The organism is Candidatus Regiella endosymbiont of Tuberolachnus salignus, from assembly GCF_964020115.1.
GTDB lineage: Bacteria > Pseudomonadota > Gammaproteobacteria > Enterobacterales > Enterobacteriaceae > Regiella > Regiella insecticola.
On sequence record NZ_OZ026542.1, the window covers coordinates 2968720 to 2985001 of the forward strand.

Sequence of the window (16282 nt, forward strand, 5' to 3'; positions counted from 1 at the left end):
AATCAAGCGACTTGTCGCAAAAAACGTTCATTTTTGATACGCCAATGATTAAGCATTAGCGGTTATCGTAGCTAACTGACCATGACCAGGGTAAGCGATCAACTGCTCTAGAGTCGGGGGGCGAGAGGCTGCTTTCTGACTGCGAAATGAGGACATGGCTTCTATTAATTTAGTGGTATCAAAGGTTTTTTCTCCTACCTTTAATTGCTCGATGCCATGATTGATATCATTAATATCATTGCAAATATCTTCTCCATGAGTAATCAAAAAATGTAAACTGCCCCCCTCTTTATGCAAAGAAACCTGACTTTGATTAATATTTTCAGCCAGTTCCAGAGTATCAATGCCTCCCCCGCTGATTTCTCTAATGATGTCATTACCGTCACCCAACGCATAATGGTAAGTGTCATTTCCCGCGCCGCCTTCCAACGTATCATACCCCTCGCCACCATTAAGCTGATCGTTTCCTACCCCCCCATCAAGGCTATCGTTTCCTGCGCGACCATCAAGATGATCATCTCCTTTGCCTCCCTCAATACGATCCCCTTTGGTCGCACCACTGAGCCTATTGTTTTTATCATCACCATAAATACGCAGTGGGGAGATTTGCCACAGTTGCTCTATGGTATACGTGTTGTCTTGTATCCTCACGCGCTTCAATGTAGGGGAAGACGACGCAAAGTGTTTTTCAAACGTAATGATATTTTCAATGTCAGTGCGATAATTAACCAGCACGATACCGAGATCATCCCCCTTTCTTTGCAAGCGAATATCACGCAGATTAATGTGTTGTAATACCAATGTGTCAATGTCGTGGTTATTTGATAACCGATAAGCGCCTTCATCCCTTTCATAGTGATATACACCGTCACGTCGCTGAGTAGGTTCACTATTTTTAATCAATGCGCTTAAAGCTACCCTTGAGCCAGGCTCCACTCCATTCAAATGGAATGCCAATCTGTTTTGCGTCAGTTGATTAAAGAGGTAACTCTTTTTATTTTCGCCTTCTCCGATCGCTATTTTTTCGATTTGATAAGCGCCTACCGTGAAGTAATCGGACAATTGAAGGGTATTTTCATTACTGCCCTCTTCAGAGGTGACAATGACCAGCAGATCATCGCCTTTTCTTTGTAATTTAACCCGCTGTACAGTCAGTAAACCCTCTAGTCTTAATGTGTCTACTCCACCCCTGTCTTGGATAACATCATCACCCTGACCCCAACGGTATCCGTAAATGTCGTTTCCGCCGCCACCGTTGAGATAATCATTGCCTTCGCCACCGTTAAGGTAGTCGTCTCCTGCCCCGCCGTGAAGGAAATCGACCCCTTCGTCGCCATAGAGATTATCGTTTCCTTCATCACCATCAAGATAATCGTTTCCTTTACCGCCGCTCAGGTAATCGTTATCGGCGCCCCCATAGAGGTCATCAGCACCGAAGCCCCCATAGAGTTCATCATTTCCGGCCGCACCACGCAGTTCATCGTTGCCCGCATAACCGTAGATTTTATCCACTTTTTCATCACCACGCAGTTCATCATCCCCTGTGCTGCCATTAATGTGTAACGGGCACATGCTCCGCAACTGAGCAAGGGTGTAATTTCTCCCTTGTATATTGATATTATTCAGTTGATGGACGGATGAGGCAAAGTGATCTTCAACGGTAATAACGGTGCGCGTGTAATTCCCCTTAGCGGCCACCACGATTTGCAGATTATTTCCTTCTCGTTGTAAGGTGATAGCGTTGGGCGTGATACCGCCAAGCAACGTCAAACGCTGAACTTTTTCACTCTGACGTATATTGAGTGATCCCTGTGCTTGTTGATAAGCGATACCTTGTTCCGGGTCAACCTGAGCGCTGTTTAGCATAAGATCGAGCCTGACGAGCTCTGATGTGCCAGCGCGGAATGAGAGATGCTCCTGAAGGAGTGTGCTGAGGGTATAAACCTTTTTCCTCTGTGATCGCCCTATTTCTATTTTTTCGATTTGACGATGAGCACGAAAGTGATCGACTAATGTCATCGTCTGTTTCTCACCATTTTCAGCCGTGACAATGACCCGTAAACTATGGCCTTCCCTGCGTAAATGAACAGCGGCTTCAGCAATATCATCGAGCAAAACCAGGGTGTCTGTGCCACCGGTGTCGAAAATAATATCGTTACCGTCACCCCGCTTATACCAGTAGGTATCGTCTCCCTCCCCTCCCTGTAATATATCGTCTCCTGTCCCGCCGCTTAAACCATCGTTTCCGCCGCCGCCATGAAGCCAATCATCTCCTGCACCGCCGTAGAGACTGTCATAGCCTTCACCACCACAAAGCCAATCGTTGCCCTCATCGCCATAGAGCCAATCCTGCCCTGCCCCGCCGTAGAGTTTATCATCGCCTTGACCCCCATAAAGATCATCATTGCCTTCAGCCCCAAAAAGCCTGTCTTTTCCTGCATTACCATAGAGTTTATCCGCGCCTAAGCCACCGTGTAGCGTATCGTTATCCTTCCCTCCCTCGAGGCGATCATCGCCACCACCGCCAAACAGCGGGTTGTCCCCCGCGCCGCCAAAGATAATATCGTCTTCATTACTGCCATAGAGGGTATCCTTTCCTCTACCGCCAATGATCGGCTTCTGTTTTCGGTCGATAGGAATCAGAGAATGCCTTGCTTTTATACAATGTCTTATGTAGTCAGCGGAAAAAAAGACATCTTCATTTATGATGGCTTCTGCCATTAAAGCGATTTTTTCCATCAATTCATCAAGGGTATAAAGGGTTCCATTGACCTTTATCTGACTGATTACCCGATAATCTGAACTGAAGTGCTCTGCCACGGTAAGGGTGTTTTTTTTACCCTGTACTGAGTTGGCGGAAATAATAATTTTTAGGTGATGGCCGTCTTTTTGCAAATCAAGGTCTTCCAGAAAAATCCCCGCACCCAACACTAAGGTGTTAGTCCCCCTCGCATCTCGGATAATGTCATTACCTTCATCACGGCGGTAACAATAGGTATCATCTCCGGCACCGCCATCAAGCTGATCATCACCGGCATCACCCTGCAAGATATCGTTTCCCGCGCCGCCATAGAGATGATCATTTCCTGCGCCTCCCTTAAGCTGATCATCACCTTCCCCCCCTCGCAGCCTATCGTTTCCTGCTTCGCCATAGAGCTTATCGTTTCCGACGTCCCCCTCAAGCTGGTCATCACCTGTGCCGCCAAAAAGTTGGTCATCTCCTGCGCCACCGCGGAGGCGATCATTGCCACTATCCCCATAGAGTCTGTCGTTTCCGCCGCCGCCATCAATATGATCGCGTCCTGCTTTGCCCTGTATCGTATCGTCGCTCAGGCTCCCTTCCAGCACATCGTCCCCTGTGCCCCCGGTAAATGTTCCCGCGCTTTTAAGCGGTAATGACGCGCGCGCCACGATATCAGCAATACGGTAACTTTTTCCTGCTATCTCTAGGGTGTTAATAACAGCAGCAGTAAAGTGATCTCTCAGCGTAATGCGCTGACTTTCATTATCATTCCCTTGGCTATCGAGTGTGGCAAAAATAAGTTGCAAATCATGTCCGACGCGGCGTATACGGATTTTTTCGAGGGTAATACCCCCAAATAATTTAAGGATATTGAGGCCTTGGCTGTCGCGGATCAGGTCATGACCCTCCCCCAGCGCGTATAAATAGGTATCATCGTCTTCACCCCCATCCAGTTCATCATCTCCTTGATGACCCGCCAGGGTATCTTTGCCTTGACCGCCAACGAGTTTATCTGCGCCCTGACCGCCAAAGAGGGCGTCGTTTCCTTTGCCGCCATAAAAGGTTTTAGTGCCATATTGGCCAGCGGTATCGGTGTTAGCATGACTGACAAGGATAATGTCATCCCCCGCTCCGCCATATATCACCCGATCACCGCGACTTTGATCAATGATGCGATCATCACCGACTCCCGCATAGAACGTATTATTGGGCAATGTGATCGCCGGAGATAATCGGATAATGTCACGACCTGAGGTGGCGAGCCGCTCAATGTCACGCTTTTTCTGGCCGAGATAGGCGTTTCCGCTTTCATCGATGTCCAGCAGATAAGTCTCCCCATCCCGATCCTGCACCGCCAGATGACGATAATGCGCACTAACAAAAAAGCGTTTAATACGGAGTTGAACAATACCCAGGGTTAGATCAGGTTTACGGCTACTTAATACCAAATCGTCACCTTCTCGCGTGAGGCGGTTCAGTTGATCGATAGCAATAGCCAGCAGTATCACTCTGTCTCGTTGATAATTATTTTGAACGTCGTTTTTAGTAGGATCGGGGTCTTTATTGAATAAAGGATCATAATTATTAATTTCAATGATCCTGCTTTGGTGAGGATCATGATCGATATAATAGCTATCGATGCCTTTCTCCCCCGTTAAGCAATCATTACCGCGCTTACTGTAGAATATATTATCGCTGTCATCGCCCTTTATTGTGTCGTTAAGAGGCGTATCTACCAGCGACAGTGACAAAAACGAGGGCAGTAACATCACCCTATCATTGACGTTAACCTGTGAGACCCCCTGGCCATTATTCTGTTGTAAGTTAATACTTGTTTGTTTTACCTTTGCCTCGGTTAAAACGTCCTGATTTTTTTTATCCAATAGCGATACATAATTGACGGAGAGTTTGGGTAATCGCCATTGTCCATTTTGCGGTTTGATTTTTTGCGGCCAACTTTTTATACCAAGGTGGAGTCCGTTGCGGGTGATCAGCTCATAGGGATTGGTTAACTCAAGTTGTGTACCATCAACAGAAAGCCGATAAGCATCTTGTAGATAGAGGGTGGTGACACTACCGTTATCGTTAGTGAGCACGATAATGATTTGATAAAAATGTGATCCAGCAAGGGGCGCCAAGCTGATCGCGCTAATCTGCGCTGCATCATGTTCTAGTACCAAACGACTTTGTTCTTGTGTTTTATCCCCTTCGCCTTCTAAGCTGCCGCGTCGTTGTCTGCGCTCATCGGCCTCACGCCCTGTCCGCCTAGCTATATTATCCTGCCGTCCCTGACTGTCTTTTAGCAAAATGGTCGAGTTACTGAGTGATAAATTTTGCAAGATGCGGTAAGAATCCACGCCATCACCGCCATACGCCTCACCTTTTGCTAAGGCCAAGGTGTTGTTGTGCGCATCGCCAACCCAATAATCATTGGAGTGGCCGTTGCCTATCACATGCTCAATATTTCTGATCTCAGCCACCACCTCGCCGACCACGCCGTTACGATCACGACGGCGAACCTGACCTTCTTTCAAATTGACAACATACCCGCCGCCTGCCTCTAAAGGTTTATACCCACAGCCCTTGAAGTTGCCGCTAGGCGGCCAGGGCGTGAGACCCGATGAGCGTAGGTCTACTACGTGATTCGGGCGAGGGCTCGCAGCCAACAACGCGGCAGCTTCAAAGGCGAAGGGTTTATCATCGATAATCAACGTATCATGGTTATCAACTTGCGCCATGGTAAGAGAAGACAGTACAGCAGCGTTTTCCCCAACAGGCAGGGGGGAGGTCGGGGAGCCGCCATCAAACAGGTTGGGGTTTGCTGCGCTGGGATCACCTAAATAAAAAATATCGGCTAATTGACCGCCAATGTACTCTTTTTTGCCTGCTCCGCCTTTAAAAATATTGCTCTTTTCTTGATACCCTCTCACCCTATCTTTACCGTCGCCGAGATCAAATAGCACGCGGGCTTCTCTCTTCTCTGAAGGCGGAGCCGTGATCATTCTGACAGAACTCGCCGCCTGATCGGGGAAATACGTGGCTTCTAACGCCAAAAAATGTTCGGTATAAGCTTTGATTCGAGCCGCTTCACGCAACGCTTCTGTCAGCTTTCTGACCGCTTCTGCCTTGATATTGACCAGTCCTGCGCCTTGTCTAAAGGTGTCGAGAGCCTGTTGTTTGAGTGCTTGTTCAGTCTTGCCCTCGCTGATGGCCTGTGTCCTGAGATCGGCATGACCCTGTTGTCTCGCTGCCTCTTCCGCCAACTGCGCAATCAGCTGCTCCAATGCCGCTTGCTTAAGTTTATCCCGTGCTGATTTTCTTAACTGATACAGGGCTTCTTTTTCCAATTGCTCAAGGGCTTCAGTGTATCCCCAAGGCAGGTTTTGGGCTTCATCGCTAGCATCGCGATACCCCCTACGTTGAGCGATGGCATTGGCTTTATGCTTAATTTGCGCTTCACTGTATACCTGCGCATTGGCCTGAGCCTGCACATCAGCATACCCCTTTTCTCTTGCCGTCTTATCGGCCAATACCGCCACATCAGGGTAATCGTTCTCCGCTAACATGCTCGCCACGCGAACATTGACTTCATTTTGTCGAGGAACCTGTCTATCGAGATTTTTTTTAGAGCATTCGCTGGCGAGCGCATCGATATGCGCGTAAATATCCGCCTTTTTCTCTGCGTCAAAATCATCATCAACCCCTTGGTGGGCTGGTGTGTAGTAGTAAAGCCCCGTTTCTGAAACCCAAAACGAGTGACGCTCACTACGCAATCTCCCACTATATTTATCTTTATACTGCGATAAATCGTCTCGACGAATGCCGTCAGCCAACTCTTCTCTATCCTCTCCCTCCGAAACTTCAGTCAATAGCTGTAATTTCAAAAAGGGATAACCTTGTTTTTCAACACTGCCTCGACTGTAATAATAAGTATCAATACCGGTGTTATTGCGTAGATGGTCATGCGCGGCTGAAAATAAAAATTGATCATATTCGCTGCGAAACACAGGGAGCTGCTCCTTTTCTGCCATCCTATCTTGTATGGCTTGCGTCGGATACATAGCAACAATCCCACGAAAAAAGGTTTCAATGCGTTCATCGGTACTCAACGTGATAACTTTTTCTATTCTTTGCACCTCACGCACCGCAGAATAAATGGTTCCCCCGACCAGTAAACAGAGGCCAATAATGGCACCAACCGGCCCTGCGACGGCGCCCACCCCGGCGATAAAAGCGAGCGTCGTGCCAATACCCACCATGGCGCCTACGGCGGAAAGCCCCGCGCTGACCAGCAAATCTTGCTGCTGCTCCGGATCGGTCGTGGTATCGAGTTTCTTGATGGCATCGTAAAAACTGTATATATCAAAACCGGCACCGATAATACTGAGTAAGCCGCCGAAGGCTTTGGTGGCAATTAACTTGGTACCTGCGGTACGCATCCCGCGAGCCGACTGTTTTATCAGGGACGCTTGCCATTTACCGATACCAAATTGGAGCGCATCGGTAGACAGATTGTAACTCAATGACAGCACGGCAAAATCTCTCTCGGCGATCAGTTCTTTCCGCTGCGCTTCTGTCAAATTGACGTTCAGTATTTCTCGATTGAGACGACTGATGCCAATCAGAGACAGGATATAACCTGCCCCTTGCCCTAAAAAAGAAGCGCGATCAAGCCCAGCCTGCAAACGATGCCACTTGTTCAATGGTGCTGATGGCGCGTGATGCAATGAATGCGCTAATTTTGCATCGCCTTCGCTGGCGACATGTTGCTCAATCGTTTCCAACGCCCGCCACGCCAGCGTGCGCACCGCACTCTCTGCTGTATCGGCAATCAAGGGCTGAAGGTTGTAACTGCCCGCGTGACCGAGGCGCTGCTTAAACCGGTTTATGACGTTTTTTAATAGCGCGATGGCGGCGCTTCCCGTGGCACTGTGAATATTGAGATCTTTCAGATAGTGAAGCAGTTTTTTTGCATCAAAACGTAGCCTTGACCATAGCAAACCCGTCTTATGAAGATCGCCGGATAAAATCGGCTTGCCATCGACCATCACGCCCATGTCATTTAACAGACTCGGTTTCAACGTTATTCCATCAACCTCAATATCTGCTGTTTGCTGGAAACGTTGTTCTTCAGTGCGCACATTGCCCAGTGACTGTTGTGTACGCTGCAATAGCGCCGCGTGCTCGCCGCTTTTAGCTAGAATGACCGGTATCACCTCGATCGAGAATGACCCATCAGGGTCAAGACGCATCCCATACTGTTGTGCCAACGCAGCGCTAAGGTACTCAGACAGATACTGCGCGACCCTAGCCTGTTGTAAGAGATCAACGGCTTCTGACAGGCTTAATTGCGCTGTCTCGGGATGGATTTCAATTAGCTGCTGTGCCCGCTGCATTTTTTCATTCCATGCCTGGCGCTGTTCTTGATCACCGGCAGTGCGTATGAGGGTTTCGACATCTAATTCGCCATCAGGCCGATAAAAAATTTTCCTAAGCTCAGCATGCCCTCTCTCACCTCTTTGCGGGATAGGATGACCTAAAGATAAGTCTTTCAGCAAATCATCGCACTCACTGATTATCGTATCGACGGGATTGAGTAGGATATGTTTCTTCTGGGCTTTATCCCATTTTAGGGTGGCTTTAACACGGGGGTCACGATGATGTTTAAGGGCAAGGGTGCCGTCGGTAGAGGATGATATTACTGTCCTTTTGCGACCTGAACCGACGTTGTTTGCTGATTCAGTAACAGTGATTTTTCCTGAGTAGGCAGAAATCGTCTTATGTTCGATACCCTGCGCAATCAGCTTGGCAGCAAATCGCCAAAGAAACCCGTCTGTTTTATCGATCGTCACCGTTTCACAGGCCACCAGACTGATGTGCGCCAGCTCAGGGAGATTGGGGTGAAGTTGTCGCTGTTCACGCATGAAAATGGCAAAATTCTCGGCCAATTTTTCCGGCGTTTGCTCCGCTACATGCTGTTGATATTCACCACGATCGCCATGTCCTACCAATTGCACACGCAATTGGTTTTCCGCATGGGTTTGCTGTGTAGTGAACTTTCCGCTAATTTTACGAGATTTACCTTGCTGATCAAGCTGAAAAAATTCTGTTTCATTGGGATGTTTCCCCGCTAACCGTGCTGCTGATTGAGCAACGCACCGATCGTTTTCAAGCTGAATAACGTATTGGTGGCTACGCTTAGTCGCCCTAGCCTCCTCATTCTTGACAATTTTCGGCGTCTTCCAGGTGTCGACCTCGCTCATCAACCAAAGATGATTATCGGGAAGATCGGCAATCTGACGGCTATTGGAGGCTAATACAGCGTGTATTTCTTCGACACTTCCCCGCGGGATCACCACAGTGATAACTTTGGTTTCTTTTTCAGGCTCTGCCGCTGTGACTGCGACTTTAACCGTGACGCTTTTTATGATCCTGTTACCGTCTTCATCTTCTACCGGCTCAGCATGGGCAATGAGGGTAGCCATCACATTTTTTGCCACTTCAAAGGGCATTTTTCTATTTTCAGTTTCTTCTATTACGTAAATTTTCTCATTAAATTGAATTTGTTGACTGCTACCACTGGTGTAGTGAGCAGGCAACGCAGGGGGAATAGAGTGGCTTGTTGCATAGACTTCGTTAAATTTTTGAAAATGAATTTTCAGTTTTGTTTGATCAGCCGTGGCAAAACGGCTGTCCATAAACCGCTTTAAATCCTGATAGTGAGTAAATGAGCTATAGCCTGTTGTAGGATCGAAGTATGACCAAAAGGTTATCCCTGCAATTTCTACAAACGAAATCGTCATCGCTGTATAAATTTTGGCAGTTGTGGTGTCTGTTGCATGGAAAAGGAAATGACTATCTTCAGTTGCATCCACCGGTGTTGTGGCTAACTTGCTCATGAACTCTGCATAATCGTATGTTTTAATAATATTGAAAGCATCATCAATGGGATCCTGGGTAAAATCGCTGGTGGCAACGTTAAGCCCAATTCGTGTGAATTTTTGCCCCCAAGTACCATTGTCATCTTGTAATGAGATTAAATCCTGAATGAGGAGAGTCCGATGATGGTCACGATAGGCTCTCTTAGCACTAAAATCTTTATGTATTTCATTGCTATTTTCTCCTCTGTAGTCATCGAGCAATTGCTTTAACCAAGTAAGATATTCTTTTGAACCCCTGTTCCCACGAATACGGTTTTCCATGATGCCCCTTCTGGCAAAAGCCCAAGACAGCCTACTTTTTATATCATCAGGGATCACTGTTGCTAAAACATCGATAAAATTGGCCTGTTGATTGAAATCAAAGGAGCGGTTTTCTATTCTTGCTTTATTCCCTAGCGTGGCAATGTCAGGAAAATTTTGCACCTGTGCAACCGCTTGGCCTAAGGTTAAGTCGTTATCAACCCTTTCCAACTGCAACACCTGTTTCAAATCTTTTCTTAATTGGTCAAGCTGGGCTGGAGAGCTTATCGTCAGCTGCAATTGTCTTTCATTGAGCGTTCCATCAGGCTGCACAAAAATTTCACGGAACTCAAAAGACCCCTGTTCACCCAAGGTGGGAAGTGTTTGACCGTCAATCAAGCTCTTGACGACACCTAATGCTCGTCGGGCACGAGTAAAAAAGGGATCCTGAGGGAGCTTGTCAATCAAATCCGTACCGATCTGAAAATCAGAGGCTAATCCTTTTGTCATTGCTATATGGTCAGGCACATCGCTTTCCTCTGATGGGAGCAGTTGCATTATGGCATCAAAACGGTGTTGATCATCCATATTCATCAGTGCTTTCTGTGCTGGTGAGGTTTCCTCTCCCTCTTCACCAAAATATCTTGAATAACTATTACTGAAATCAATCGGCCAAAATCTTTGTGTTTTTTCATCAAACAGGATGTTTTTCGCATGCAGATCACCATGAATTATCCGCAATTCATTCAAATCGCCTATCATTTTTCTGAAAAGCGCTCGACTATTTTGAGGTAATTTATCGGTGGCACCTTGATAAACATATTGCGCTAATGTTTTTCCCGGTATTTTTAACATCTTGATATAATATTTTTTGTTACCTTCTGCCCCCTGTTCCCCTGGAGCTGGTGGATTCATAACTTCAGAAGCGTCGCTACCGTAGTAGCGATTAAATAAATCAGATTCCTGTTTAGCTTGTTGGTAGGTTGTGACTACCGCTTTAATAACGATAGTTTTGTCCAGCGGACTTTCTCTGACTTCTCCAACTAAGCCTTGTCCTATCACAGCGCCTTGTTCTTCATTTTCTGTATCTAATGGAATAGACAAGTTAAGGCGTAATCCTTTTCTCCCCATGGTTGGGATAGGTTGATCGGCGAATAACCTATCTATATAGTCAACTAATTCTCTTTTCTGCATCTTTAACGGATTTAGCAGGAGATGTTTCTTTTTAACATCATCCCATTTTAGCGTGGCCTTAACGTTAGTATCATGATGATAATGCTCTAATAATTCCATTGTCACTTTGCGGCCAGGATCGATGCTCATGCCATCAGGTGTAATCACAGTCGGGGGTGAATAGGCAGCAATCGTTTGATGTTTTACGCCCTGTTTAATGAGCTCGTTAGCGAATTGCCAAAGAAAACCGTTCTGCCTGTCAGCCGTCACCGCTTCACAGGCTATTAAGCTGATATGTTCAATTTCAGGAAGATTAGGGTGTTTTTGCCGCTGTTCGCGCATAAAAATGGCGAGATTTTCTGCCAATTTTTCGGGAGGCTGCTCTGAGAAAGAATACTGATATTCGCCGTGAACACTATGTCCCATCAATTGTATGCATAATTTTTCTCCTCCTATTTGCTCCGGTGTTAGATCACCATAAATTTTACGTGATTTTCCATACCTATCGAGTTGATGCAGCTCTGTTTCAGCAGGGTGCTTAGCGGCCAATCGTGCTGCTAATGAGGCAATGACGTTATCATTCTCAAGTTGAATCACATATTGAGCACTATAAAGCGTGGTTCCGCCATTTCTATTAGGGGTGATTGTCGGTCTATTCCAGGTATTGACCTCGTTCATCACCCATCTTGCGCCAGGTGGTAACCGGGCAATCTCGACAAAATTGAACTGCAACGCGTATGCCAACTGTTCAATATTGCTAACCGGAACGACAACGGTTACCACTTTAGTTGTGCTTGCTTCCTGATCTTGAGGGATTGTCACTTCAACCTCAATCCAAGTCACGGTCTTAAAGCCTTCAGCATTCACAACATGATCACTGTTTATTATTTTGCTACTGGCATTGTCAGGCAAGTACAAGGGTTCGTTTTGCACTTTCATTTGTTCTACCAGATAGGCTTTTTCGTTGTACCTGATTTTTACACTGCTGCCACTTTCGTATTGATCAGCAAGGAAATTTGGCACGGGATCGAGAGAGGTTTTTACGTCTTCTTTAAGACGTCGGATAACGGAGATGCTTGATACACTACCTAAAAAACTTTTATCCATAAACTGCTCTAATTTTTCGTAGCTATCAAATGCCCTGCAGCCACTGTAGGTATCGATGAGTAACCAGATGAGTTTATCCTGTAACTTTTTAGCAACGATAGCCATCGTTGAATAAGAATCTTCGTTTCCGTATATATTGAAATCGATATAGGTAGAATCATCGATTTGCCGAAGGTCACGCATAAACGCGGCGTAACTTTCTTTGGTGGTCATTACAGGGAAAGCAGGATCCATCGTCACATCCTGCGTGATTGTCTTCAAGCCAGCCTGAGCCAAGGTATGTTCATCCATCAGGTTTAATGACAAAAGATCGCTAACCATGTTGATTAAATGATACCGCCGGTATACCTCTTTAGGGGTGGTTATGTGATCCGGAACATCATTTTTTTGATAAGTTGCTGCCAGTTCTTTTAACCAGGAAAGGTACGCTACAGCACCCTGTAACCCGGCAGTACGTATTTCCATGAACAACCGTTCGGATAGCGCTGTAAGTAATCGGCTTTGTTGATCAGTAGAAAGCATGTCACCTAACCTGTCCGTCAGATCAGTTTCACAATCAAAGTGGAATGACAAACCGTTAACGCTTTCTCCCCAACCCGAGGTACCGAAACGGGGGGCAAATGCATCATACCTATGATTAGAAAATGAAGGAGATTGAAGATCAGAGGACTGATGAGTGGCTGCTGGCCTGTTTGACCAGGCTTCTTGTTCTACGTCATTGAGTACGATATAGCCTCCTTGTTGCTCATCCCTGCGTAAGATGACCTTAACCTGCTTGTCTTTGTTTTGCTCATAACCGTTACTGAACCACGAGGTTAATTTTCGGCCGTTACCGACGGGATGGCTAATACTACTCACCCTTACGTATTGTGTACGAGCAGAAATCGTAGGAAAAATACGATTATTGGCTGATGCCTTAGTAAAGTCCCGTATATCCAGTACGTTGGCAAAATCCAGCGCAAAACCGGTTTGTTTGTCATGAGCCATCAATTCACATCCGACTAGACTGATGTGTTCAGGGGCAATAGAAAATCCCTTTTCTAAAGTAAATTTCTGATTAAAATGGGATAAATCTGTAGCCAGTTGCTGTGCGGTTCGTCCTGCCATCTGTTGTTTTTCAACAGCAACATACTCCAAGCCATGGCCTAGGATTTGCCATCGTAGTGGATGACCCAATTGTTCTGAACTTGCATAAACCACGCGAAAACTACCATCATCAGCCAATTGAATTATCCAAGAATTCGGATTCTTCTCTGCTAAAAGACCCGAGCTATACATAGCCTCGTAATCATCTTGCAGCTGAATAATGACTTGCCCTCCCTGATAGCGTGTATCTCCGTGAATACTCGCTTCAACGGAATCAGGAGATAACATATCCCATCCGTAGACCTTGGGTAGATCTAAAAACACGCTATTTTCCTGAGTTTTTTGCGCATTAGCCCAATGCGTCATTTCGTCAACATGAAATGTTAATGTTGTTTCCAATCGGATGAAATTTTGCACTGGAACCTTGACTTTCAGCTTTTTACCCGTCGTTTTAACATTAATTTCAACAGTGACTGAATCAATGGTTTTAATGCCATGAAACTCATCACCTTTATTGGTATACCTGATGATTTTAAAGGTGACATCTTCATTTAAATTAAAAATCTCACCTGTTTCTTTTAAATGCGCGATTAAATAGTGTTGTTTATTATGTTCAAACCATTGGCTACTGCCATTTTCGTATTCATTTTCTCCAATAGGGGATTTAACCTGGGGCTCCTCGAGGGCAGTAAATTCATTTAAATAAACAAAGGTTTCTGAGTTTGATGGAAACGGGTAAACGTCATTATTAGCGCAAATTAAAGTCTGTATATAACTTTTCAATTCTGAAACATTATCAAATGTTCTGGTGCCAGAACGTGGGTCAAAGAGTGAAAACGAAGGTTGGTTATCTAGCTGGCATATCTGAATAACCATTTTATTATTTTCTGATCCGAAAAGAATATGGGAGATTTCATTGAGGTTGCTGAGCCTTTGCAGAAACAATTGATAATCTAACAGCATGGAAGCGTTTATCATTTGGCCATTTTGGGGAGAAAGATATTGATTTCTACGCAAACCACTGGTAGCAAATTTGCTTTCTATATTGGGGTGAGCAGCTCGAAAAACGGGATCTTGCTCGTTCAATTGTAATAGGATTAAATCTTTAATTATCTTTCGTAGTTGTTCTTCATTTTGTTGATTAAAGAAGGTATTTATTTTATCTAACGGTTGGGGGGTTAGTTGAGTTTGTTGATAAGCGTTTATCAGTCGTGTCACATGATTAATATAGTCTTTTACCAACTGAGGCCCTCCGGTACAAGCTTCTATCATATAGCGAATTGCTAAACCAGTACCAAGTCCTTGTTGAGTTATTTTTTCTCTTAATTGAAAATCATTACCCGTCACTTCTGCTAAAATATCCTGGTACAGGGGGAGGAGGTTTAGATGATTTTTGATAAAATCAAGTTGATCGAATGTCAATGAGAAGGATTTTATTTCCATAATATTTCCCTGATTGTCTGAATAATCTTAAGAAAAGAGATTTAAATGATTTTTTATTTAATAATTTTTATATATGACTTATACAAACCGTACAGTAATCACAGTTTTTTTAAGTTGTTGACAGAGGTAGTCATTAAGCGCATTCGCCCTAATCCCTGTTACAGGAAATAGATTATTTTTATTATTAATGACCATTTAAATTCATAAAAATGAAGTGGATATTACTCTATGTTTAAATATGATTTTATTTTATGTATTGGTACTAAAAAATAAATAAATTACCAATTAATTATCACCAAAATAACACAAATAAATGAAATGTGAAATTTAATAAATAAAATTCATAAACAAATTTAATAAATTTAATAAATTAAAAGTACATATCACTCTATATTTAAATATACTTTCATTCTATTTGTCGGTGTCAGCTTAAATGCTCCGATTGATACCATCACCACACAGAGCCGATTGATTTTTGGTATTTTCACTTCATTGACTGAATTTGAACGTGAACTCATCAGAGAGCGTACACAGGCGGGATTAAAGTCAGCACGCACGCATGGGCGAAAGGGGATGTGTTATACCCAATGAATTTCGAGTTACGGCAAGGCAGCCAGGGGGTGAGACCGATGAGCGTAGACATACTACGTGATTCGGCGAGCACCCGCAGCCAACGACGCCGTAACTTGAAAGGCGAAGGGTATATGCCTAAAAATATCTGTCACTCACATCAAACACCCCATATCCAAAATGGTGAAGCGCACCTTGAAAGAAATTGCTAAAACCTTGTCCATGCCTTATCAGCAAGTGCATCAGATCCTTACTCGCGGAGATAACCTTTTCATTACGGAGACTTTTTGGGGAATATTCTGGGCACTTTATCCAGCAGAATCATTAATGAATGCGGTCTATTTTTGCCCGGAGTGCCGACTGTTTGATTTAGGCTCGCGTGATACTTGAGCTGAAAAATGAACCGTAAACACCGTCACCCTTTTCAGGTTGGGTCATGCGTGGTGGGATTATTATTGCGCTCATGCCGATAAAATACGACCGGCGGTGGTCGATAACCTAATTAAACTGTTTGCCTACGGGACGTTGGCGGTAAAAGTCAGGCTGGATGTAATCTTACCATTCAGCCCACGCTTCGGCACCTAACTCAATCCTCCGGTTGTTAGCTGTTAAATCATGATCAAAAAACGTATTAACACCAAACATCCAATTATTTTGGAAAATACGTGCCCCTGCACCGATATTAAAGGTATTTTGGCCACTTTTATTACGGGCATTGAGTTGGGTAAATAATATCGATTTTGAGTTGTCGTACAGGGGGAGCATGAAATCTAGGGCGCTGCCGTCCAGATGAAAATTGTTATCGATATTAAGTTGTACCCGAGCAGTACCAAACTGATTTAGCCACTGCCCAATGCTAGCGTTAGCTTCAGATACCACCGCTGAGCGAGCCATATTGATTGCCGCATGAGTAGGATTATCAGTATTGGACAACAATGATCCGGTGGTCATTATTCCTTGTACTGTTAGGCACCCGAGG

General features: G+C 44.9%; 4 protein-coding genes and 2 pseudogenes. 4 read left to right on the top strand and 2 right to left on the bottom strand.

Going from position 1 to position 16282, the window contains the following annotated elements; translation table 11 throughout:
- Positions 1–48: 48 nt before the first annotated feature.
- Positions 49–14733 carry a C80 family cysteine peptidase gene (locus AACL30_RS14790; RefSeq protein ID WP_339057139.1) on the bottom strand — a complete coding sequence of 4895 codons (14685 nt, stop codon included), beginning with the start codon at positions 14731–14733 and terminating at the stop codon, positions 49–51.
- A gap of 426 nt (positions 14734–15159) precedes the next feature.
- Here AACL30_RS14790 and AACL30_RS14795 point away from each other — a divergent pair.
- The 4 genes and pseudogenes from AACL30_RS14795 to AACL30_RS16615 form a co-directional block, all read left to right on the top strand.
- Positions 15160–15306, top strand: a pseudogene (locus tag AACL30_RS14795) (recombinase family protein); the annotation flags it as partial.
- Between the two features lie 14 nt (positions 15307–15320).
- On the top strand, positions 15321–15515 hold the full coding sequence (locus AACL30_RS14800; RefSeq protein ID WP_339057140.1) for a hypothetical protein: 195 nt from the start codon (positions 15321–15323) through the stop codon (positions 15513–15515).
- Positions 15499–15693, top strand: coding sequence for a hypothetical protein (locus AACL30_RS14805; protein WP_339057141.1), 195 nt, complete (start codon positions 15499–15501; stop codon positions 15691–15693). Before AACL30_RS14800 ends, AACL30_RS14805 begins: the two co-directional genes overlap by 17 nt.
- A gap of 8 nt (positions 15694–15701) precedes the next feature.
- Positions 15702–15837, top strand: a pseudogene (locus AACL30_RS16615) (IS91 family transposase); the annotation flags it as partial.
- Between the two features lie 21 nt (positions 15838–15858).
- On the opposite strand, the gene AACL30_RS14810 reads toward AACL30_RS16615, so the two are convergent.
- Entirely contained in the window at positions 15859–16254 is a 396-nt protein-coding gene (locus AACL30_RS14810) for an inverse autotransporter beta domain-containing protein (protein WP_339057142.1), read from the bottom strand.
- Positions 16255–16282 lie beyond the last annotated feature (28 nt).

What these genes read in the sequence shown, in the direction of transcription:
- AACL30_RS14790 (WP_339057139.1), bottom strand. Translation starts at nt 14,733, where the DNA reads ATGGAAATAAAATCCTTCTCATTGACATTCGATCAACTTGATTTTATC.
- AACL30_RS14800 (WP_339057140.1), top strand. Translation starts at nt 15,321, where the DNA reads ATGAATTTCGAGTTACGGCAAGGCAGCCAGGGGGTGAGACCGATGAGC.
- AACL30_RS14810 (WP_339057142.1), bottom strand. Translation starts at nt 16,254, where the DNA reads ATGACCACCGGATCATTGTTGTCCAATACTGATAATCCTACTCATGCG.